This is a genomic window from Paenibacillus sp. EKM206P, from assembly GCF_011066155.1.
GTDB lineage: Bacteria > Bacillota > Bacilli > Paenibacillales > Paenibacillaceae > Paenibacillus > Paenibacillus polymyxa_D.
This window is the reverse complement of record NZ_JAAMNQ010000005.1, coordinates 268,430-290,396: the sequence shown is the minus strand read 5'-3', so window position 1 is coordinate 290,396 and position 21,967 is coordinate 268,430. Positions and strand designations below refer to the sequence as shown.

Annotated in this window: 17 protein-coding genes; 4 read left to right on the top strand and 13 right to left on the bottom strand. The window is 41.3% G+C overall.

Annotated features, from left to right (window positions below):
- The first annotated feature begins 17 nt into the window (after positions 1-17).
- A complete protein-coding gene (locus G9G53_RS13540; RefSeq protein ID WP_165148249.1) occupies positions 18-1,121 on the top strand; it encodes a GerAB/ArcD/ProY family transporter in 1,104 nt (367 codons plus the stop codon).
- Positions 1,114-2,313, top strand: a complete 1,200-nt coding sequence (locus tag G9G53_RS13535) for a Ger(x)C family spore germination protein (protein WP_165148246.1) — start codon at positions 1,114-1,116, stop codon at positions 2,311-2,313. The genes G9G53_RS13540 and G9G53_RS13535 overlap by 8 nt, the downstream gene beginning before the upstream one ends.
- Before the next feature lie 113 nt (positions 2,314-2,426).
- Here G9G53_RS13535 and G9G53_RS13530 read toward each other — a convergent pair whose 3' ends face one another.
- The 7 genes from G9G53_RS13530 to G9G53_RS13500 all read right to left on the bottom strand — a co-directional run bounded on the left by G9G53_RS13530 (position 2,427) and on the right by G9G53_RS13500 (position 12,322).
- Positions 2,427-4,469 (bottom strand): serine hydrolase domain-containing protein, encoded by a 2,043-nt coding sequence (locus G9G53_RS13530; RefSeq protein WP_165148243.1) that lies wholly within the window; start codon positions 4,467-4,469, stop codon positions 2,427-2,429.
- Positions 4,470-4,592: 123 nt separating this feature from the next.
- Positions 4,593-5,894: an ATP-binding protein gene (locus G9G53_RS13525; RefSeq protein WP_165148240.1), complete on the bottom strand. Its 1,302-nt coding sequence runs from the start codon at positions 5,892-5,894 to the stop codon at positions 4,593-4,595.
- A 1-nt stretch (position 5,895) separates the two neighbouring features.
- Positions 5,896-6,636 (bottom strand): LytR/AlgR family response regulator transcription factor, encoded by a 741-nt coding sequence (locus G9G53_RS13520; protein ID WP_165148237.1) that lies wholly within the window; start codon positions 6,634-6,636, stop codon positions 5,896-5,898.
- A gap of 210 nt (positions 6,637-6,846) precedes the next feature.
- Entirely contained in the window at positions 6,847-7,596 is a 750-nt protein-coding gene (gene treR, locus G9G53_RS13515) for a trehalose operon repressor (protein WP_069010927.1), read from the bottom strand.
- A 76-nt stretch (positions 7,597-7,672) separates the two neighbouring features.
- Positions 7,673-9,637, bottom strand: a complete 1,965-nt coding sequence (treP, locus tag G9G53_RS13510) for a PTS system trehalose-specific EIIBC component (RefSeq protein WP_165148234.1) — start codon at positions 9,635-9,637, stop codon at positions 7,673-7,675.
- Positions 9,638-9,727: 90 nt separating this feature from the next.
- Complete coding sequence (treC, locus tag G9G53_RS13505) at positions 9,728-11,467, bottom strand: alpha,alpha-phosphotrehalase (protein ID WP_165148214.1); 1,740 nt, start codon at positions 11,465-11,467, stop codon at positions 9,728-9,730.
- Between the two features lie 273 nt (positions 11,468-11,740).
- A complete protein-coding gene (locus tag G9G53_RS13500; protein ID WP_069010924.1) occupies positions 11,741-12,322 on the bottom strand; it encodes a LysE family transporter in 582 nt (193 codons plus the stop codon).
- 110 nt (positions 12,323-12,432) lie between these two features.
- Here G9G53_RS13500 and G9G53_RS13495 point away from each other — a divergent pair, with 110 nt between their 5' ends.
- Positions 12,433-12,987, top strand: a complete 555-nt coding sequence (locus tag G9G53_RS13495) for a helix-turn-helix domain-containing protein (RefSeq protein WP_165148417.1) — start codon at positions 12,433-12,435, stop codon at positions 12,985-12,987.
- Positions 12,988-13,103: 116 nt separating this feature from the next.
- Here G9G53_RS13495 and G9G53_RS13490 read toward each other — a convergent pair whose 3' ends face one another.
- The 5 genes from G9G53_RS13490 to G9G53_RS13470 form a co-directional block, all read right to left on the bottom strand.
- Positions 13,104-13,673: a sugar O-acetyltransferase gene (locus tag G9G53_RS13490; protein ID WP_029515893.1), complete on the bottom strand. Its 570-nt coding sequence runs from the start codon at positions 13,671-13,673 to the stop codon at positions 13,104-13,106.
- A 20-nt stretch (positions 13,674-13,693) separates the two neighbouring features.
- A complete protein-coding gene (locus G9G53_RS26480; protein WP_238437999.1) occupies positions 13,694-13,858 on the bottom strand; it encodes a hypothetical protein in 165 nt (54 codons plus the stop codon).
- A 252-nt stretch (positions 13,859-14,110) separates the two neighbouring features.
- The gene (locus G9G53_RS13480) at positions 14,111-16,465 is read right to left on the bottom strand and encodes a glycoside hydrolase family 2 TIM barrel-domain containing protein (RefSeq protein ID WP_165148211.1); all 2,355 of its coding nucleotides are present in this window, start codon (positions 16,463-16,465) and stop codon (positions 14,111-14,113) included.
- A gap of 79 nt (positions 16,466-16,544) precedes the next feature.
- Positions 16,545-17,339: a Nif3-like dinuclear metal center hexameric protein gene (locus G9G53_RS13475; protein ID WP_165148208.1), complete on the bottom strand. Its 795-nt coding sequence runs from the start codon at positions 17,337-17,339 to the stop codon at positions 16,545-16,547.
- Positions 17,340-17,460: 121 nt separating this feature from the next.
- On the bottom strand, positions 17,461-18,027 hold the full coding sequence (locus G9G53_RS13470) for a 5' nucleotidase, NT5C type (RefSeq protein ID WP_165148205.1): 567 nt from the start codon (positions 18,025-18,027) through the stop codon (positions 17,461-17,463).
- Between the two features lie 475 nt (positions 18,028-18,502).
- Here G9G53_RS13470 and G9G53_RS13465 point away from each other — a divergent pair, with 475 nt between their 5' ends.
- The gene (locus G9G53_RS13465) at positions 18,503-19,486 is read left to right on the top strand and encodes a glycoside hydrolase family 5 protein (protein WP_165148202.1); all 984 of its coding nucleotides are present in this window, start codon (positions 18,503-18,505) and stop codon (positions 19,484-19,486) included.
- Positions 19,487-19,599: 113 nt separating this feature from the next.
- On the opposite strand, the gene G9G53_RS13460 is transcribed toward G9G53_RS13465, so the two are convergent.
- The gene (locus G9G53_RS13460) at positions 19,600-21,957 is read right to left on the bottom strand and encodes a beta-galactosidase (RefSeq protein ID WP_165148199.1); all 2,358 of its coding nucleotides are present in this window, start codon (positions 21,955-21,957) and stop codon (positions 19,600-19,602) included.
- Positions 21,958-21,967: the final 10 nt, after the last annotated feature.

Here is a 21,967-nt window from a genome sequence, read left to right as displayed (position 1 = left end):
ACGAAGGAGGAGCTACTGTGTTTAGACGCTCTGATGATAAGATCACAACGAAGCAGGCGGCTGTATTCCTGACCAATACCGTATTGGGCGCAGGGATTTTGACACTGCCGAGGGGTGTAACTGAACAGGTACAGACTCCAGATGCATGGCTTTCTGTCCTCATCGGTGGAGGTATTGTCATATTCGTCGTCTGGCTCATGGTGAAATTAAGTCAACAGTTCCCCGGAAACACCATATATCAATATTCCAGAAGAATCGTGGGCACGATTCCGGGAGGATTTTTAAGCGTGTTATTAATTATATATTTCATAATCATAGCCGGCTTTGAAATCCGTGTGTTAGCTGAAGTGACCATGTTTTTTCTGCTCGAAGGCACACCCATCTGGGCGATTGTGATTCCATTTATCTGGGTAGGGAGTTATTTGGTTTTTGGAGGCATTAATCCCATCGCGCGACTGTACCAGATTGTACTTCCAATCAGTCTTTTCTTTCTGCTTCTCTGTTTTCTCTTTAGCTTAAGGATTTTTGAAATTGATCATCTTCGTCCCGTATTGAGTGAAGGGGTTTTACCCGTCATCAAGGGGCTGAAATCAACTATCCTTGTTTTCAGTGGATGTGAAGTCGTCATGACACTGGTCGCTTTTATGCAGCACCCCGAGAAAGCATTTAAGGCCATGGTAGTGGGGATCAGTATCCCTTTAATTTTGTACTTTTTGACCGTAGTTATGGTGATCGGCGGGCTATCGGTAGATTCCACTGTGACAAGTACTTGGCCTACCATTAATTTGATGCGCAGTTTTGAAATCCCCGGATTTCTTTTTGAACGTCTAGAGTTTCCACTGCTAGTGATCTGGATGATGCAAATGTTTTGTAATTCCTGCAGTTTTTTCTTCAATGCATCCTTAGGTGTTTCACAGGTGTTTGGTTTTAAATATCGTTATGCGGTTTTCGGTTTAATCCCGCTAATCTTTATCTCCACAATGACTCCTGTTCGTATGATGGAAGTGTTTAGCCTGGGCGATGCGATCGGATACATGGGAATCCTATTATTTATTTTGATCCCGGTATTTCTCTCCATCATGTTCATGATCAGGAAGAAGGGAATGAAGCAAAATGTGTAGACGGCCCATCCTATCTTTACTGCTTGCCTTCATTCTGCTTATAACTCAAGTCGGCTGCTGGAGCAGCAAAGAAGTAGAGGAACTTAGCATATATACAGGACTTTCTCTGGATAAGGGGGAGCTCACTCCATTGGAACAGGATCTGGAGAAGAAAGGCAGCCGTTACTTCAAGAAAAATAAAATTACGGCCAGCGTACAAATCGTCCCCAAAAAATCATCTGGAAGCCCAAACCAACAAGGCGGAGGAGGGGGACAAGAGCCAAACTATAACAACATAACTGGCACAGGAGATTCTTTGCTTGAAATCTTCCGCCAACTCTCTCTCCGTTTGGATCGCCCCGTTATTGGTCACCATCTAAAGGTCATGGTGGTTTCCACCGATTTGGCAAAAGAACAGACGATGCAGCAATTGATGGATTTTGTGCTTCGTGATAATGATATTCGCCCGAGTTGTTTGGTCTTTTTAAGCAAGGGACGAGCAGCTAGTACTTTAGTTACCAAATATAAGGAAGAAGTCCCATCCATTCATATTCTGTATATGCTTCGTAACCATTTCAGAACCAGCAAGGTAATGAGGGGAGTGAATCTGTCTGAATTGGATGGGATGATGCATTCCAAAAAAAGCTATATATTGCAAAACATCACTGAATCCGATGGGGAATTGGAATTTTCAGGTGCTGGTATTATTAAAGGAGATACCGGTCACTGGATAGGCAGTTTGGACCAACAAGACGTGGAGAGTATTGGATGGATTACAGGTGATGTTAAGGGCGGAGCTGTCAAAACGTATGACAAGCGGAATGAAGCCATCACTTACGAAATCAAATCGGTAAAAAGCAAGATAACAACGAAGGTGACCGAGAGCAACGATATCTCGTTTCACGTAAAAATTGAATCCAAAGGCCGCTTAATTGAAAACTGGGATGATAAAGCGGACCCGACTGAGACACAAAACATGAAGGAGGCTGAGAAAGAGTTTGAAGAACAAGTGACTCGCAGGATTAAGTCTCTTATGCACAAATTACAGTCAGAATATAAAGTCGATGTTGCTGGTTTTGGTGATCATTTGCATATTGAGAAACCGCAGGTGTGGAAAAAAGTAAAGGAGGATTGGGATTATAAATTCAGCAAAATACCCGTAACCTTCGATATAAAATTATCCATTACGGATTTAGGCTCATCTGCTGAATGAAAAAGTCGAATTGGCCTTATATAAAAGCCAATTCGACTTAGGATTCGCGGTTGTCTTTATAACCTTCCAACACTGCAACGGTCGCTCCTGGATTTCCAGGAGCGGCTACATGCTTAATTCAAATTGATTTTAAATACATCCCCTGCATTGCCACCCAAAACGATCAAGCCACCTTTGGGCAGTACAACCGAATTGCTATTGCTGGCAGTTGAAAATTGTACAACCGCTCCGTTTTCATCATAGACAGCGAACCCTCCGCTTTTTGGAAAATCAACGGTCATCGTTTTATTGGCTGAGTTTTTATCTATTTTATACCATGTGGCTTGGCCATTAGATGGTATAGTGTACACTGATTTTCCTCCCAAGATAGGTTTAACAGCATCTTCACTGATATAGGATTGTCCATCTATGGTTAAATACTCCGAACCATCCTTGGTATAAAAATTCAGATCAAATGCATCTCTTCCACTCATAACAGGAATCTCAACGGCATTTACTGCTTTATTCTCATCCACAATTTTAGTACCACTTGCATATCCGTCATGATCAACGGATATTTTTTTCGTTATAAATGAGGGGGCCAGATAAAATATGGAAGATATCTTTTCATCCAAAGCATAATAATTTTTCCCGTTCCTGTTTTCCCATGCCTTTTTAACTGGAGGATTTACAGGATTGGCATCTAGCTTTTGATATTCATAAGTCACCATAACCATTTGACCTAATCCCGGAAAGTTTAAATAGAAGTTAGCCTTAATATACGTTTTCCCGTTTTTTTGTTTGTCAAAGCTTATGGCTACACTGCCATCACTGCTTTTGAATTGTCCATTGCCTGTATACACATATTTTTGCGCCGGGACGAATCCATCCAGAAAAGCTGGGAACTCAAACTCTCCGTTCTTAATCTCTACATTGATGGTTGTACCCACCGAACCGTATAATCCCGAATAAGCAAGTAAATCAGACGGCATTTTTACTTTTACAGGAGGCTCAAATGTTTTATCCGGTAGGATGTCTTTAATGATGCCCTTATCTTTTAAGACTTCTAATAAAACGTTGGAAGCAAAAATACTATCTAAGATGGAAGACCCTCCAGATGAAAGCACAGTCATAGAAAGCTGATGCTCTGGTATGGTGATCAAGACAGAGTGATACAAAACAGTATCCCCACCCTTGGACAACGCAGTTATTCCGTAATCACTAAATGGTGCCAACTGAACCGCATCCCAGCCAAGCCCATAATTAAAGCTGTTTGTCTCTTCAGGTACCCATACTCCATTTCGATATTCATGACTTTGCATGGACTTTGCTGATTGTGCAGATAAAATATCGGGTCTGTTCCCCGTTAATACTTCTGAAAACATAGCCACCTCTTCTGCGGTGGAGTATAAGCCTCCTGTCCCGATGACATTGGCATTTTCAACCGGTAAGGCCCCCTCAATCCCAGGAAAGTAAGTTTTGGACAGCTTTTGTCTATCAAATTGGTCGAGAGGTGTTTTGGTAGATTTCAAACCCAAAGGGGTACTCATATGCTTTGCCAGAAAATCAGTGTAACTTAGACCGCTCACCCGCTCAACCAATATTTCAAGCAATTGAAATCCATCATTGGTATATACGGAATATTCACCAGGGTTTGATTTTAAGGTTTCTGATTGCAACCTTAGCAAGAGTTCATCATGATTTTCTGTATCATTGTCATTAAATAACATACTATTTTTATAGTGAGCACCATAAAGACCTGACGAATGATTTAACAGCATACGCGGTGTAATTTGTTTGTATCTTTCATCAGACATTTTAAAGTCCTTAATGTATGTTGTTAATGGCTGATCAATATCTACCTTATGGGCATCCACCAGCATCATCGTTGCAGCAGATACATACATTTTGCTTGTAGAGCCTATACCGAACATCGTATCTTTGGTGATTTGCTCGTTAGTTGCTTTATTCTTTACACCCACGCTATCCGATAATACGATGTTTCCTTGGTCCATAATGGCATACTGCACACCGCTAGCACCGTATTTGGATACCAGCTCCGAGGCCAGACTGCGAGCCTTTTCCTTGATGGGTTCATCAGTGCCTTGAGCAAAAGTATTCGTCATCGGCAGTACAAAAAGCATAGCAGACACGAACACAGCTATTATTTTCTTCATTCCATATTTCCTCCTCTTATAGCTTCACCAGATTTTATGACTGACCTGATCATACAATGAACGAGGATTCTATATAAAAAAATACCCTTAAACGAAAAAAACAATCCCTAAACAACATGATGTCTAAGGAATGTCCTTATAAAATGGCAATAAGACCATATTATCGAATACTTTATTTTTCGTTTCAATGGTCATATTCCCACCATATTTGTCACATATTCTAGATATATTGGTTAAGCCAATGCCATGAACATCCGGGTTTGATTTTTGACTATGCAAATGAGCCACTTCATTCTCCACATGATTAAGGATGTGAATGAAAAGCGTGGACTCATTGGAATGTATTTTAATAAGAATGTACCTGTCATCCGCAATCTTGACCTTTTTAGATGCTTCTATGGCATTATCCAGCATATTCCCTAGAACTACACATAAATCATAACGTTCAATATTTACTTTCTGTGAATATAAGTTAAGTTGGGTATCTACCTTGATGCCATTGGCTTGTCCAATGTTAAGACTATTCGTGACAAGGGCATCTATAACCAGATTACCGGTATTAACCCTTTGATATGCTCCTTCGATTTTATTTAAGGTAACCTTAATATGTTCACTCGCCTCAGCCAATTCATTTCTCTTGATACATTCTTCAATATACAAAAACTGTTGGTGTGTATCATGAATGATTCTTTTTATATTTTTGAAGCTGTGAACCGTTTTTTCATAATTGGCATCTTGGTAGTCCATCTGATCTTGTAATTGAGCATTTTCATGCATTAATTGAAATTTTTCAATGACATTATCAAAAATATATATGATAAAAACATTTAAGGAAATAAAGCCAATAATAGAACCAAAATAATACATATTCTTTTCACTATAAACAGATAAAACATTGACCTGGTATAAACTTATGATGGGAACGATTAAAAATAAAATATAGTAACGATGCTGCAAAGGGAAGGTTCTTCGTTTGGCAAATAACCGTATAATCTGAATGACAGCAAACATGATAATGCAGCTGAGTAACATAACCTTAGAGAATATCAAGTGATCTTGTTCACTCAAATGGCTAAAGTTGCTAATTTTAACAGAGCCTACAGCATATAAAATATAAAGAGATATAAAATTAACGATGGTTATCAATACAGCATAAAGGATAGAAAAGATGATCTTTGTCTTTATTTCCACTGTATACGATTGCGCTAAACTAAATATGACAAGTAATGCTAAAATCGAAGATATCGTAGGAGCCAAATAAACACTTAAATATAGGGAATCCAGCAACCCAAAAATAATGAAGTACACGAATCTGTTCGGCTTTCGATTGGACTTATCAAAAACCGAGTTAAAGTAAAAATTCACTTGGAAGCACATAACAAGGACAACGCAAAGATTAAGAAGCAGGGAGTTATATTCCATCATATTAATGCATCTTCATGATCATAAATTTGGTATATAGATCTTTAACTTCTTTTATTTTAGAACGCCCAATAGGTAACTTCACATCATTTGACATCAAAACATCACCGCCAGCAAATTTTTTCACATGAATTAAGTTTATAATAATCGAACGATGAATTTGTAGAAAATTATGTTCTTTTAATGCTGAAGCATAGTCCGAAAGAATCCCTTTGCTATCATAGGTTTGAGTAGAGGTTACAAAATGCAGTTTGTTTTTTATGGTTAAGCTTTTGACCACTTCAATACTAATGATATCATCATATTTTAAAAGCACTTCCTCATAAGCTGACTTGATGATAACGAATTTTTTATCGAGAGATTGAAAATATTGACACAGCTTTATCATTTTTTCCTCAAAGATATGGGGAGCAATCGGTTTTATTAAATACTGAAATGTGACTACGTCAAAACTTTCCACCATATATTCAGGGTAGCTCGTTAAAAAAACAATCTGTTCATCCAGGTGATTTAAACTCCTTATTTTTTGGGCGGTTTGGATTCCGTTCATGCCACTCATTTCAACATCCAATATTAAGATATGGAATGGAGACTCATGGTTTTGATAATGAGATACCAGCTGTTCTCCGGAGTCGAATAATTCAACTTTAAATTCTATACTGGTCTTTATCGACAAAGTAATCAGCATATTTTTAACAAGCTCTCTCTGCTTGTGCTCATCATCGCAGATAGCCACTCTATACATAAATAACATACACCTCGTTCCCATTGCATTGATCATGGAATTGTATTCTAAACAGTATATAACCTTTTAATATTCTATAAACAGCTTTTGGATAAAACGCAAATTCAAATCCCTCAAATGCCAGTATACAAGCTGCTCAGCAGTTGCATCCAAGGTAAAAAAGAAACCCTCGTCTTAAAAGACGGGGTTTCTTAACTATATTATTGATCGTTATTTTAAAAAATCTGCTCTCTTGTCTCCACCGTGGGAACGTCTGGCAAAGTCGACAAATTGGAATTTGTCCAGCCGATGCCTTGACTCGGTATACTGGAACAACGTGGTGTCCTCCAGATAAACATAGTTACGTACTACGACCACATGAGTGTAGTTCTGAAGGTCCATCAGCCTATGATCTTCTTCGTCTGCATTTTCTACGGAAACGACTTTTTTTGCATAACTGATTTGAAGATGGAGCTCTCCCTCCAAATATTCGTAGATGGATCCACGACTAATTTCCTCAGTAAGCACAGATACAATGTCTGATCGAAAGTAATCTTTGTCCAATATGACGCATTCACCTTCAATTTCACGTGCACGAACGACTTTCCAGACCAAATATTTGTCTTTGTCAATCTCAAGATGATTGGCTATGTCATCTGGAACTGGAAGTAGTTGATTTTCATGTACAATGGTTCGTGATGTACGCCCAATCCGTTCGGACATTTCCTTAAAACTGACCAGACCTCCTATAGGAAAATCCATCCGTCCCATATCCAGAACAAAAGATCCTTTAGCTTTTATTTTATGGATATACCCATTTTGTGCAAGCAAATGGAGTGCCTTACGTACGGTTTCGCGAGAAGTGTTATACTCCCGGGCCAGTTCATTTTCAGATGGCATTTTCGTACCTGGAGCCAATTCGCCTGTCTGAATCTGTCCCGAATAATCCTGATAAATTTGCAAAAATATATTCTTTGTCAATTTTCATCACCACGTTCATTGTAGCATTCTTTCACTTCCCTGTTCACTATAATAGACTGTGCGAATTGAAACTGAATTAATTCCTATGACCTGATGAAGAATTCAAATGAATTTTCATTAAGGTATACTGCAAATCGTCTGCCTCACCTGGCAGTTCCTCAACCGATTTAATCATACTTTGGCCATCCGGGACAATGACAGGTGTAATGATGGGATATCCAGATTTCTGAATCAGATCACGGTCAAATTCCATCAATAGTTGTCCTTGCTTCACAGTTTGATCTGTCTCCACATGTATGGTGAATCCCTCACCCTTCAGTGACACCGTATTGATCCCCACATGTACCAGAATCTGTACCCCTGTCGGATGCTCCAAAATCAAGGCATGCTTGCTTTTCATCATGATATGAATAACTTTTCCGCTGAAAGGGGCAAGAATCTTGCCATCCTTCGGTTCCACTGCGATACCGTGTCCCATCTGCCGTTCGGCAAAAGCCGGATCAGGAACCTGCTCCAACGGCACAACACGTCCCAGTACCGGAGTCTTTACTTCAAGCACATCCAGTGCAGAATCTTGACGGCCCGAATCTTTCCGTACGGAGTCGTTAGCTGGTGTAGCTGGAGTCTGACGGCGCTTATTTAGCAGTTTTCCATACATAAAGGTTAAAGTGAACGGTACAATCAATACGATCGCCATCCCAATGAAGAATACACCCCAGTTGTTTGGGAAAATAGACAAGAAGCCTGGAATCCCTCCCACACCAATGGAAGAAGCCATCACATGATTTACGGTAAGCAGTATACCTGCGATACCGGAACCGATCATTCCAAATACGAACGGATATTTATATCGGATATTCACCCCGAATATGGCAGGCTCGGTTACACCCAGAAAAGCAGACACAGAAGAGGTAAGAGCCAACCCTTTTCCCTTTTGCTCCTTCAATACTAGCATCATGGCCAATGCTCCGGCCCCCTGAGCGATATTGGACAGCGCCAGCATCGGCCAGAGGAACGTTCCACCCTGCGTACCAATTAATTGCACATCCACCGCCAGGAAAGTATGGTGCATTCCCGTAATCACGAGCAAGGAGTACAAGCCTCCATAGATCAAGCCTCCCACCGCAGGAGCCCAATCGAAAACGTATACAAGACCAGACGTAATAGCATTACCAATCATAAAAGTAACCGGACCGATCACTGTAAAAGCCAGAAATCCCGTTATTAATAATGTAATCGGTGCCACGAGTAACAGCTTAAATGAATCCGCTATCTTTTTATTTAGGAATTTTTCAATTTGTGCAAGTACGTAAGCGGATACTAAAACAGGTAAAACCTGTCCTTGATAACCAATCTTGTTCACTTCCCACCCAAACAAATTCCAAACCGGAACGGTTCCTTTGGTAACGGCATCCGCATAACCGTATGCACTTAATAGATCTGGGTGAACCAGAATCAGACCCAGTACAATCCCGAGTAAAGGACTGCCGCCAAACCGGACAACGGCTGACCATCCAATTAAGGCAGGTAGGAATGTAAAAGCGGTGCTGGCAATGGTGTTAATGATAGCAGCAAAGTCAGTCCATTGAGGATAGACCTGAACCAGAGCCATACCTTCGAAGAAAATCCCCTTGCCTGTCAAAATATTATTTATTCCAAGTAATAAACCTGCAGTCACGATTGCGGGCAAGATGGGGATAAAAATATCTGCCAGCGTCTTGATGGCACGCTGAATTGGATTTTGTTTTTTGCTTGCTGCATTTTTGACATCGTCTTTAGAAGCCCGACTACCTCCTGTAATGGAGATCATTTCGTTATATACCTTATCCACCAGGCCTGGACCAATCACGACCTGATACTGTCCTTGTGAAGAAAATTGGCCTTTGACCAAATCATTTTGTTCAAGTGCTTCTTTATCGACCAGCTTATCATCATAAAGGGCAAATCGCAGACGAGTTACGCAATGCGTAGAGGCCTCTATGTTGTCTTTGCCACCAACGGCTTTTATAATGTCTTCTACCTGTGATCTTTCAATCGCCATTTAGCCCACTCCCTTAACGTTTGCTCTTTTTTAGCAGCAACCCCGGTTATAAAAAATAACGTTCCCGGGGTACTACTAGTTATCTCCATACTATTCACTAAGACTACGGACAATCCACATATATGAAGCATATGGGGCCAAAGTGATCTCTTGTTTTAGCTCCGGGACGTGCTGGGTATTACCTATTAAAAGCTCAGCCGCACCCAACGCTTGATTTTTTAATGATGAATAAAATGAATCCGGTATACGGAATTGCGCATCCTGTCCGCTAAAATTAGAGATGACGATCAAAGTCTCCTCTTCATTGCTGCGTTGATAGGCGTAGACCTGAGGATGAGCTTCGTCCAAACGTTGATAACTCCCGTCAGTAAGGACCTGCACCGTCTTACGCAGGTGAATCAGCTGACGGTAATGATTGTAGATCGAGTTCGGGTCCTCTAACTGAGACTGAACGTTGATCTGTGGATATCGTTCATCTACCTTAATCCAAGGCGTGCCTGTAGTGAAGCCCGCATTGCGAGTGTTATCCCACTGCATCGGTGTCCTCGAATTATCACGAGACCGCTCTCGAATGATATTCAATGCTTCTTCTGCACTTTTGCCTTGTTCCTGTAAGATACGATACATATTCAGAGATTCAACATCCCGAAACTCTTCAATATCTGCCCACTGCGGGTTGGCCATCCCAATCTCTTCACCTTGAAATATATAGGGTGTTCCTTGAAGACCATGTAACGTGGTTGCCAGCAGCTTGGCGCTTTCCGCATGGTATTCGCCATCATCCAAAAAGCGAGAGATCGCCCTTGGCTGATCATGATTGTTAAAAAACAATGCACTCCAGCCACCACCTTGTTGCATGCCCGTTTGCCAATCCGAGAATAGCTTCTTCAACAATTCAAAATCATATGGCATCAATTCCCACTTATGTCCATTTGGATAATCTACCTTCAAATGATGAAAATTAAAGGTCATGGACAATTCTTTTCTTTCTGGATTGGAATAACGGATACAGTGATCCAGTGAGGTGGAGGACATCTCCCCTACAGTGACACTGTTATACGCTGAGAATACTTTCTCATGTAATTCATGAAGGTATTCATGCACACTTGGGCCGTCCGTATAATACTTACGCCCGTCCCCAGGAGCCGTGCTTCCATCGTCGTCCGAGAATTGCTGATCTTTGGAAATCAAATTAATGACATCAAGTCGGAAGCCACTAACTCCCTTCTCTGCCCAAAATTCCAGCACATTAACAACTTCCTGACGAACTTTGGGATTTTCCCAGTTTAAATCCGCCTGCGTCTTATCAAACAGTGTCAAGAAATATTGGTTTGTAGCCTCGTCATACTGCCAAGCTGGTCCACCAAACTTGGAAATCCAGTTGTTCGGAGGTCCTCCATCGGGTGCTGGGTCACGCCAGATATAATAGTCCCTGTACTCACTATCCTTAGAAAGCCGCGCCTGCTGAAACCAGACATGCTCTGTGGAAGAATGGTTAACCACGATGTCGATCATCAAGTGCATCCCACGCGCCCGAATTTCCCGGCTCAATTCTTCAAAATCCTGCATTGTTCCATAGTCAGGATTAATCCGGCAATAATCGGCTACATCATACCCGTTATCACGTTGTGGTGAGACATATACAGGCTGCAACCAGACAATATCGACACCCAGTTTTTGCAAATAATCCAGCTTTTGCGTCAGTCCTCTTATATCACCGGTTCCTTTACCCGTCGTATCGTTAAAACTTTTGGGATAAACCTGATAGACTACTGATTTTCGCCACCAGTCCTTATCTTGAGGAATCAAAGTCCTATTCGTTGCTTCCATTCATGCTCATTCCTTTCTTGCGAAATGAAATAGCGTAAAAAATAATATAACGCTTTCAACAACTTGTATATACAAGATTAAGTCATGTATATACAAGTTGTCAACAGCTTTATTTATTAAGGTAATACCCGTTTTGCAGCTAAATGATCAGGAGACTCATCCATTCTGTCCGATTGTATGTTATAACTCGTAAAATAAGCTCAATTCACACGAAAAAAAAGCTCCTGCCTATAGTCAGGAACCTTTCTTTTCTATGATGGAAACGGTATTCATTTACATCCATATCGATAGTGCACTATAAAGTAGCAATAAGGACATTATGATATTGAAGGAGCGCTCATACTTGTTCAAGAAACGCTGAAACATAGCCCCAAAAATCGCCCAGCACACTACAGCTATAAAACCAATACAGGTCAAAAGTAATGAAATCATAATAAGCTCTATATACGATACATCATAAGGCATAACAAACGTTGAAATGACCGTAATACCATACAAAATGACTTTTAAATTGATAAATTGCAGCAGCAATCCTGATTTGAAGGAATATCCTTCATTGTGATCATTATTTTTAGAAGAAGGTTTGCTCTTCGCTATTTTTATCGCCAGATAAAGCATGTACAGACTACCGAGTACATTCATCCAGATTTTAACCCGTGGCAAAAAATGATACAAAGCAAGATTAAAATAGCAGGCTAACAGCATAATAGCGAAACAGCCAGCTGTTACTCCCAGCAAAAATGGGAATGCTTTTCTCAAACCTAACCGCCTGGCACTGTCTAATGACATAATATTGTTGGGTCCGGGCGTAAAGCTGGTAACAATCACATAAGAAAGAAACGGAATAACCGGCATGCAACAATCAACTCCAGTATGTTATAATTGTATAAAGTGTGCGTTAAAACGCACGTTTGTACTTTATGATTGTACAATACGTTCTTTATAAAGCACAATAGGGGCGAATAATTATGGAGAATATTAATCTGATTTTAAGTAAAAATTTGAAATATCTAAGAAATGAACGAAAATTAAGTTTAGATAAATTAGCCGATCTGACGGGGATCAGTAAAACGATGCTTGGTCAGATTGAGCGGGGAGAATCAAATCCTTCGATTACAACCGTATGGAAAATTGCAAACGGTTTGAAAATCTCTTTCACTGCCCTGATTAATGAACCCCCTGCAGATGCAGTAGTCGTTCCGAAAACCAAGGTGCAAGTGCTTGAAGAAAATAATCACTATCGGTTGTATCCGTTTTTTCCCTATGAAGGAAGTAGAAATTTTGAGGTTTACACCGTAGAGATTGAAGCAGGCGGGGAACTAAGTTCAGCGCCACACCGTGAAGGTACAGAAGAATTTATTACGGTATTTGAGGGTGAAATGGTGGTAAAAGTCAGTGAGGAAATGTACACGGTGAAAGCCGGAGATTCGATTCGGTTTAAAGCAAACCGCCCACATATTTACTATAATCTAGGAGAAACACTAGTACGGATGAACATGATCATTTATTACTCTGTATAATTCAATATTGAAGACCATAAGTGTACAAGTCTTTAAATTAAATGATCCTATTAAAATAAAGAGCTATTTTAATAGGATCATCGGAACAAATATTAAATGCTTTGCCTGTATGCTGTTTAGGAGATTTCAATCTGCTTGATTATTCGTGCTGGATTTCCAGCTACAACCACATGATCTGGAACATCCTTGGTTACTACTGCTCCTGATGCCACTACGACATTATTACCTATCGTAACACCAGGATTGATCACTGCTCTCCCGCCGATCCATACATTGTTGCCAATCTTAACAGGCTTTCCATACTCTGGGCCAGCGATTCGTTCAAACGGATCTATGGGGTGAGTTGCTGTGTAAATATGAACTCCTGGAGCCAGGAAACAATTATCTCCAATGCGCACTTCGCAAACATCCAAAATGGTACAGTCAAAGTTGGCATAGAAATTATTTCCAACATGGATGTTGTATCCGTAGTCACAACGTATGTTGGGTTCCATGCCTATATTTTCACCAGTTGATCCGAAAAGCTCCTTAAGTAACTTTTCACGGTACTCACGATCCGTCTCTGTCGTCTGATTAAAGAGACGGACACATCTTCTCGCATACTCTCTTTCACTCGTTAATTGAGGATCAGCAGCTACATACAGTTCTCCATCTATCATCTTTTGTTTTTCCGTTTTCATAGTCATGGGCCCATCCCCTTTATATTTTAATCTGATTTCCTTTCTTTCATCCCAATGGGTTGGGCTGCACCTGATATCAAACCAGCAACAATAACGCCAACATAGTCAATGACCGCATCTACAAGTGTCTCCATACGAAATGAACCGTGGAAAGCCGGCAAAAGCATTTTTTGCAATTGATTTTCTACCACAGAACCTTCGGCATTTACTTATCTCCCTATCACTACTTTTTATTAATCTTTTAATAAGCTATATTATAATTAGTCATTCTATTCGTATCCAAACTATTTGTCAAAAAGAGAACTATAGTCATAGATCGCTATTGACCGTCAATTGTAAAATTTTAAAAAAAGACCTGAGCAGGTAGAGCATGAGCACTCACCACCTATTCAGACCTTTTTAATAAAACACTACAAGCTCTATGCTGATTCAACCTTGAATTATCATTTGCGTTCTTCTTCCACTTTCAGGCTGATTTCTCCCTGTAACTCCCCATCTGCTGATGCTTGAAGCAACAGCTCACCAGCCACATTCCCAGATTGTACAACCACAAGACACCTTCCTCTGTGTGTTCGTCTCTCATTCCCCTTGTAGGGTTCATCACTGGTGAGGTCCCCATTGTCTATTCCAAGGATGCGGCCATCACCATGCAGTTTAAAGGTTAATTCAACATCCTGGTTAGGTACAGTGATCCCGTTTGGGTCTATGACGGTTACTTCCACATGAGATATCTCATGCCCATCAGCAGGTAGAACCGTCCGATCGGCCTCCAACTTTAGAGCATAAGGAGTCCCGGCAGTAGTCAGTTCATGCTCACAAACCTTCTCGTTTCCATTACGACCCACAGCTCGGATTTTGCCCGGTGTATAGGGAAGCTCCCATAGGATTAAATGATTAGGGTAATCCACTAGCTTCCTCTCACCGTATAATTCATCATTCACGATCAATTCCACACTCTCACAATTGGTGAAGGTAACCAACCGTATCAATTTTCCACCGTAGTCAGGAAATGTCCAGTGATCTTCCATGGCCGGAGATTTCCAGTGCATTGTCCATGTCGGATTAAATTCCGATTTCATATGTTCGTTAAATGCGGCTATGTGCACAACAGGCTGATTAGACCATAAGCTTTGTTGGAGATAAGATACTGGTTTGCGGAATCCGCAAGTATCAATCAGGCCCGAAGACCACCCTTTGGAGGGATAGCTCGTTTCTCCCAAATAGTCAATTCCACTCCAAACAAATTGACCGATCACATAATCATGATTAGCGACATCAAACCAGGGATTCATAAGCAAATAACCTTTAACCCGGTTATCCTTGCCCCGATAGTATGGAAACGTCTCGGTTCCAAGGATAAGCATATCCGGCATGGCCGCCCTATAGTGCTCATACCACTGCTCCTGATAGTTTAACCCCAGAACATCCACTCGTTGTGCCAGCTGCTTAGTATGCTCCACTTTGGCCTCAATCGAACCCTCACGCAAGCTGATCGGTGTATTATGCGGCTCAAGCGCATATGTAACCGATCGGGTTGGGTCTTTTTCATGGCAGAAACCCACGAGCTGCTCCAACATTTTTAGCATGGATGGCTGCCCTTGGTTTTCCACTTCATTCCCAACGCTCCACATGAAAACACTGGGATGGTTCCTGTCTCTGAGCAACATTGCCTCCAGATCTTTTTCCCACCACTCATCATATAAATGCTCATAGAAAAGAGATTTCCACTTATCAAAAGCCTCATCAACCACCAAGAACCCCATCTGGTCACATAAATCTAATAATTCGGGCGCCATCGGGTTATGAGCAAAACGGATCGAGTTACAGCCCATTTCCTTCAGCTTTTGCAGCCTTCTTTTCATGGCTGTATCATGGTAAGCAGCCCCCAGACAGCCTAAATCATGGTGAATGCACACTCCCTTTAGCTTTAAGCTGTGCCCATTCAAAAATAAACCTTTTTGTGTATCCAGCTTCACTTCTCTTATGCCAAAAGAGGTACAATAACGATCCACCTCTGTATTGTCGCAATAGATCGTCGTCTGGGCTTCGTAGAGCACTGGGTTGTCCGGTGACCATAGTTCTGGCTCTAATACTCGCGTTTTTTGCTCTATTTCCCCCGTTTCACAGCTCGAAAGAGTGACTCGGTTTTCCACTTTTCCTTGGATCTGTCCCTGTGGGTCCAGCATTTCAGTCATAATCGTACACTCTACGGCATGCGCGTGTTGATTAGTGACCTGGATTCTGACAGTCACCTTGGCTTCATCTGGCGAAATTTCAGGTGTGGTAATGTAAGTCCCCCATTCGGTTATATGAATATAATCCGTACAAATCAGCCAAACATTACGATAAATACCGGCCCCCGAATACCATCTGTCAGGTGAAAGAATCGTATTGTCCACTTTGACGGCAATCACATTTTCCTCATCCCACCGAATATATGGAGTCAAATCATATTGAAAGCTAACATATCCATAAGGTCGCTTGCCCACAAAATGCCCATTGATCCAAACCTCACTGTTACTGTGAATGCCATCAAATTGTATGTATACGCGCTGTTTTGGAGAGGAGGGCTTCACATTAAAATGCTTTCTGTACCATCCGACAGACCATCTTGGCAAATAAGCCTGATTGCCACCATACAGCATATGTGGATCAAAGGACTTTTCAATGCTCCAATCATGAGGGACATGAAGGAGCCGCCAATGCTCATCGTTGTAGTCCATTTTCTCAGCACCCGCGTAATTTCCTTCTATAAATCTCCAGTCTGTTTTGAACGGCATAATCACTCTGCTTCCCATGATCTCGCCTCCATTTCATAAAGTGGATGAACGGATATAACAGCAGTGCTGGATGACCATCACAAAAAACGTGTTCTCATTACAATATTTGAAACACCGGGTGATCTTCAATAAAGTGTACGGCAAGCATCGGAAATTGGGCGGAAAGTACATCTGCGAGATACTTCATCCCAGGTGCTTCACTTTCAGCATGTCCCAGCATGATAAGTGCTCTACTGTGCCCTTGATAGACAGCATCTTTAACATATTCTGGTGTTTCCCATTCTGGGCCTTCACCGGCGATGACTACATCTACATTTTCATTTAGAAATAATGGAATGGCTAGATCGCCACCTCCCCTGTATCCTACTGAAATTCCCACTCGTTCACATGGCATGGAAACCTCGCCAGCCACCCGTACATAACGAATATGTAGTTTGGCTTTGATATATTCAGCGATCTCCTTAACTTTCATAGCGGGAATAGTCAAAATGGCGGCCGTCGGCTGCTGTTTTACCATGTAGTTGTGCCAGCCAAGCGCCTGAAGAAGCCCAACCATCACTCCATCCGGTTGATAACGATGTATGGTGTCATGAAACCGATAAATGCCTATACCTGCATCGGCAATGAGGCGAGATTTTTGCGAAAAAACCGGATCATGTAGTAGACACTCATGCATCCTCTGATGACTATAAAAAATGCCTTCATGTGTAATGATAAAATTTGCACCTAGAGAAATAGCTTGTTCTATCACGTACTGTGAAGCGGAGAAAGCGGTTACAATCCCTTGCACCTCAGTATCTACAGATCCTGGGTCCAGCAGATCTACGGTGGTGTGGGGTAGGCTTATTCCCTTGGTCAGATGATTCACAATCAGACCCATAGTCATGGTCATACACGTTCCCTCCTCATGGATAATGCATAGCAATTGTACCATTTTATTTCAGCCATAGGCGCTATTCTTTCTAGCAAAACAGCCAGTTCCAGAGGAGCCAGCTGTTTTACGAATAATTCTATTATTTATACAGAACTCCTAAAATGGAGTCGATTCGTTCTTTTGCTCCTTGCCAGGATGTCATGACGGGGAACTCATATTGCTCTCTTGCTCTCAGATTCCATGGATGAGGAATACAAAGCACCTTTTTCCCCTCCTTTAGCGCAGGTACTAAATTATGAGGACCATCATCAATCAGGAGATCATAGTTAATCAGGTTCTTTCGTTTACATGGGAAAAAGTTCTCGATCGGAATGAATGGCATATGTCTTTGAAGCCAGTTCCATTTCTCTACGACGGTCTTGGGCTCTGCCGCTGTCACAATAATGACATCAAAAGCATTGCAAAGCTTCTCCATTTCTTCTACAACATACTCGTCAAACAGTTCAAGTTCCTCAAACAGACCCGGTCGCCCATAAAATACATCATGCGTGCTTTTGGGATGACGTAGATGATCGGTGTTCCAATCTAACATTTCTTCATAACGAAGCGGATGAGTGGGAAATTCACTATTGTTATGGTATATGGCTCGTTTGACGAGATGACAGATGGTATCGTCCATATCGACTGCAATGATTGGTTTTCTCATCAGCTTGCCCCTATTCACTCTGGTAAAATTTTTCACAAGAATATCATACTATAATTTAATATCGCGGTGAAGCTTAGGTATTGCTGTCCGATAGATCTCACCTTTGTTCAAAATAATTAACCAAGCAAAACGTTAGGTCAACCTACACAAATCCGGAATATCGCAGAAATATAGTTAGGTTATTTTTATCAATATAAACTAAATTTTAAACAAACATAAACAATAAATACAATGAAACCACAGAAAATCGCACTTAAATAATACATCCATGTGTTTATACTTCAAAAACACAAAAAAATAACCAAAATAACCGATTGAATAACAAAAACACAAATGATAGAATAACAAAAATAACTTTTTTCATATTTGAAAGCGCTTAATTTTGTGTTTAGCTTACTGCTATTTACACACTTACATACCTAACTTCATCTCTGTATAGCAGGAGGTTGAATAATATATTTAGGGAGGAATAAAAATGAAGGTATTGTTAAGAAAAGCACTATTGTCTGGAATGATCGGCTTGCTCATCATGATTGGTTTAGGAGGAGTTTTCTCCAAGGTAGAAGCTGCTTCAGGATTTTATGTAAGCGGTACCAAATTGTATGATTCTACAGGCAAGCCATTTGTTATGAGAGGCGTCAATCATGCTCACACATGGTACAAAAACGATCTTTATACAGCGATCCCGGCAATTGCCCAGACAGGTGCTAATACCGTCCGAATTGTCCTTTCTAACGGAAACCAGTACACCAAGGATGATATTAATTCCGTGAAAAATATTATTTCTCTCGTCTCCAACCATAAAATGATTGCTGTACTTGAAGTTCATGACGCTACGGGCAAAGACGACTACGCTTCTTTGGATGCAGCTGTGAACTACTGGATTAGCATAAAGGATGCTCTAATCGGCAAGGAAGACCGGGTTATCGTAAACATAGCGAACGAATGGTATGGTTCTTGGAATGGAAGTGGTTGGGCTGATGGATACAAGCAAGCGATTCCCAAGCTGAGAAACGCAGGTATTAAAAATACGCTCATCGTCGATTGTGCCGGATGGGGACAATATCCTCAATCTATCAATGACTTTGGTAAATCTGTATTCGCAGCTGATTCTTTGAAGAATACGGTATTTTCCATCCATATGTATGAGTTCGCTGGTAAAGATGTTCAAACTGTTCGAACCAATATTGATAACGTTCTGAATCAAGGACTCGCTCTGATTATTGGCGAATTTGGCGGTTACCACCAGGGAGCAGACGTCGACGAGACAGAAATCATGAGATACGGTCAATCCAAAGGAGTAGGCTGGTTAGCCTGGTCGTGGTATGGTAATAGTTCCAATCTTTCCTACCTTGATCTTGTAACAGGACCTAATGGCAATCTGACGGATTGGGGGAAAACTGTAGTTAACGGAAGCAACGGGATCAAAGAAACATCGAAAAAGGCTGGTATCTACTAAACGTACTATCAGAAAGTAAAAAAGGCTCATGGTTGAACGACCATGAGCTTTTACATTTTTATACTTTATACTAAAAGTACCCACTGTGCGTCTCTGAACTTACACTTCCTGGGTTATACGGTGAGTCGAATTTCATACACAGGCACGATGCTGACTGCGCCGATATCTACGATACGTTCCTTTGCCGTCTCTTTCCAGCCAGCCATAGTCGTATTGCTGTTGAGAACCTTACCTTTTCGTATTGGGGAAACATATACGTACAACCCTTGCTCGATGAGCCGATGCTCAAATGCTTTCAAGCCTATTTCCCAGGTCGTATGGTTGCAGAAATTATCGTTGATCAGTTCGCCATCCATAAAAGCATAACCGATATCTCCAGTATAATCGATACGCAGCAGAGCTTCCTTAATTCCGTGAAAGGCATCTATCTCAAAATCAATAGTAAGTTTATCGTCATTTATTCTTTTCAAATTGAAATGAATTTCTCGCTTAGGAGCCTTTAAACGATACGTTTTAAATACATTGTTTTCTGTTATGTCTAGCAGCTCTCCACCAGTAATAGATGTGATCGAGGCGTCGAAATCAGGGAATACACTCAGGGATACCATTTCTTGATCCGTCGATTCCAGCCTTAGATCGCCCTCAGATACAAGAACATTGGCATTGGTCAAAATGACTCTGTCCCGGCCTTGCATGTTTACCTTCCAAAATGTAAGACTTTGCTCATCAGTCATCGTGTAGATGGCAACTTTTTTGCCACTTTCAGATACCAGATGGATGAGACTATCGTCCTCTTCAGCAACCTTAATGATCGTGTTCCCGTCCAATTGCTCTATCGAGCCTTTGTCGATTGTGGCACTGATGATATCTTTTGACTCAATTTCATATCTTCCCTTCATCCCCTCTGGTACAAAGAAAAAGTTGTATACTTCTCCATCTTCTTCTATCCTTGTTATCAGCTGTGCCGTAGCATATTTGAGCTTCATTCCATCTAAATTAAAGTTAAATGGCAATATAGCGAAACTTTCACGTCCTAACATCAGCTCACCTTGACTAGGGATTATAATCGTTTCCTCGGGCAGTTCAATGCTCACATTAAAATCGCACAGGTCGTCATTTTCGACATGGTCTTGGAAATTATTTAGAAACAGATAACCCGATCCAGCACTGGATCGCACTGCATATCGTAACGTATCCACATCATAAGGGTCCATCTGGGACGTATCCCCTGGCAGAATAGTCTTGGTTACTGAGAATTGCTTTTGGAACGTTGAAAAAAAGTAATGCTGCAGCTTTGTTCTATGGTACGATTCCCTTACTTGACCGAATTCGCCGATCATGGCGTTGAAATCATAGGATATTTTAGGTGTGGCTAGATCATTGGTGAACGGGTTAACCTTACCCCGAGGATTGGAACCCCCATGATACATGTAATATCCGATCAGATTACAGCCTTCTGCAACCTTCATGACAGTCATTGCTGGAACACTGCGGTAGGGAAATGCGAACCGATATTTATAAAACTGAACCATGCCGCCACCCATTTCACAGCAAGCGTACGGATAGTCTTCAGGTGCGTATTGAGGCTCGAAATTGTAACTCTCTGGAATCTTGTTATTATGCTTGTCGCGGAAAATGTATTCCGGTGTCGCAGGATGCTCGTCCATCCCCTCCAAACGTCCCTCTTCGTAGTAGATCCATGGCCAATAGGCATACCCGCCCCATAACGGCAGCATATCAGGTACAGGAGTTGTTGCTCCTCCCCATCCTGTGCACGTATAGATCGGAGTATCAATCCCCGCTTCCAGAGCTATTTCTTTAAGTTTTAACATATGCGAGTTACCGTCACTTCCACTGTTTAGCCACATATCATTAATTCCTACAGTCAATGCCCACTGGGCAGATGAATGATGATGCTCGTTTTCGATTTGGGTGCCGATAATCGGCCCCCCCTCCTTATATAACAGCCCTTTAACCTGGGTACCGATTTCGTTATACAATCTTCTTGTATAGAACAGATACCCCTCATCATTAGAACGAACCTCAAATGGTCGACCGAATAACCAATCTGGCATACCGCCGTTTCGAATTTCCCCATGATCAAAGGGACCGATCCGAATGATGGAGTATACCTGATGTTTGCCGCACAACTCGATGAAATGACGAAGATTCTTGTTCCCACTCCAATTAAAAACACCTTCAACTTCTTCATGTAGGTTCCAAAAAATATAAGTGGCAATGATGTTTACGCCGCCCATTTTTATTTTAATAATTTCGTCTTCCCAATAGCGTTCATCATAACGGGCATAATGGAATTCACCACAAATACCGAAAAAGGGCTCTCCGTCCTTCTCCATAAAATAGTTGGTGAATCCGATCTCCTCTCCTTTTGGGTTGGTGCCGCCAAGTTTGATATGTCCTTTAACAATATGCTTCTGATCGTCTTTAACCGCAACTCGATAGTTTCTCATGGAGTTCACT

Bases quoted from the DNA above. Each gene is read 5' to 3' on its own strand.
- G9G53_RS13470 (WP_165148205.1), bottom strand. From the start codon at position 18,027: ATGAGAAAACCAATCATTGCAGTCGATATGGACGATACCATCTGTCAT.
- G9G53_RS13525 (WP_165148240.1), bottom strand. From the start codon at position 5,894: ATGATGGAATATAACTCCCTGCTTCTTAATCTTTGCGTTGTCCTTGTT.
- G9G53_RS13480 (WP_165148211.1), bottom strand. From the start codon at position 16,465: ATGGGAAGCAGAGTGATTATGCCGTTCAAAACAGACTGGAGATTTATA.
- G9G53_RS13520 (WP_165148237.1), bottom strand. From the start codon at position 6,636: ATGTATAGAGTGGCTATCTGCGATGATGAGCACAAGCAGAGAGAGCTT.
- G9G53_RS13465 (WP_165148202.1), top strand. From the start codon at position 18,503: ATGAAGGTATTGTTAAGAAAAGCACTATTGTCTGGAATGATCGGCTTG.
- treC (WP_165148214.1), bottom strand. From the start codon at position 11,467: ATGGAAGCAACGAATAGGACTTTGATTCCTCAAGATAAGGACTGGTGG.
- G9G53_RS13475 (WP_165148208.1), bottom strand. From the start codon at position 17,339: ATGACCATGACTATGGGTCTGATTGTGAATCATCTGACCAAGGGAATA.
- treP (WP_165148234.1), bottom strand. From the start codon at position 9,637: ATGGCGATTGAAAGATCACAGGTAGAAGACATTATAAAAGCCGTTGGT.
- G9G53_RS13530 (WP_165148243.1), bottom strand. From the start codon at position 4,469: ATGAAGAAAATAATAGCTGTGTTCGTGTCTGCTATGCTTTTTGTACTG.
- G9G53_RS13500 (WP_069010924.1), bottom strand. From the start codon at position 12,322: ATGCCGGTTATTCCGTTTCTTTCTTATGTGATTGTTACCAGCTTTACG.
- G9G53_RS13490 (WP_029515893.1), bottom strand. From the start codon at position 13,673: ATGACTATGAAAACGGAAAAACAAAAGATGATAGATGGAGAACTGTAT.
- G9G53_RS13535 (WP_165148246.1), top strand. From the start codon at position 1,114: ATGTGTAGACGGCCCATCCTATCTTTACTGCTTGCCTTCATTCTGCTT.
- G9G53_RS13460 (WP_165148199.1), bottom strand. From the start codon at position 21,957: ATGAGAAACTATCGAGTTGCGGTTAAAGACGATCAGAAGCATATTGTT.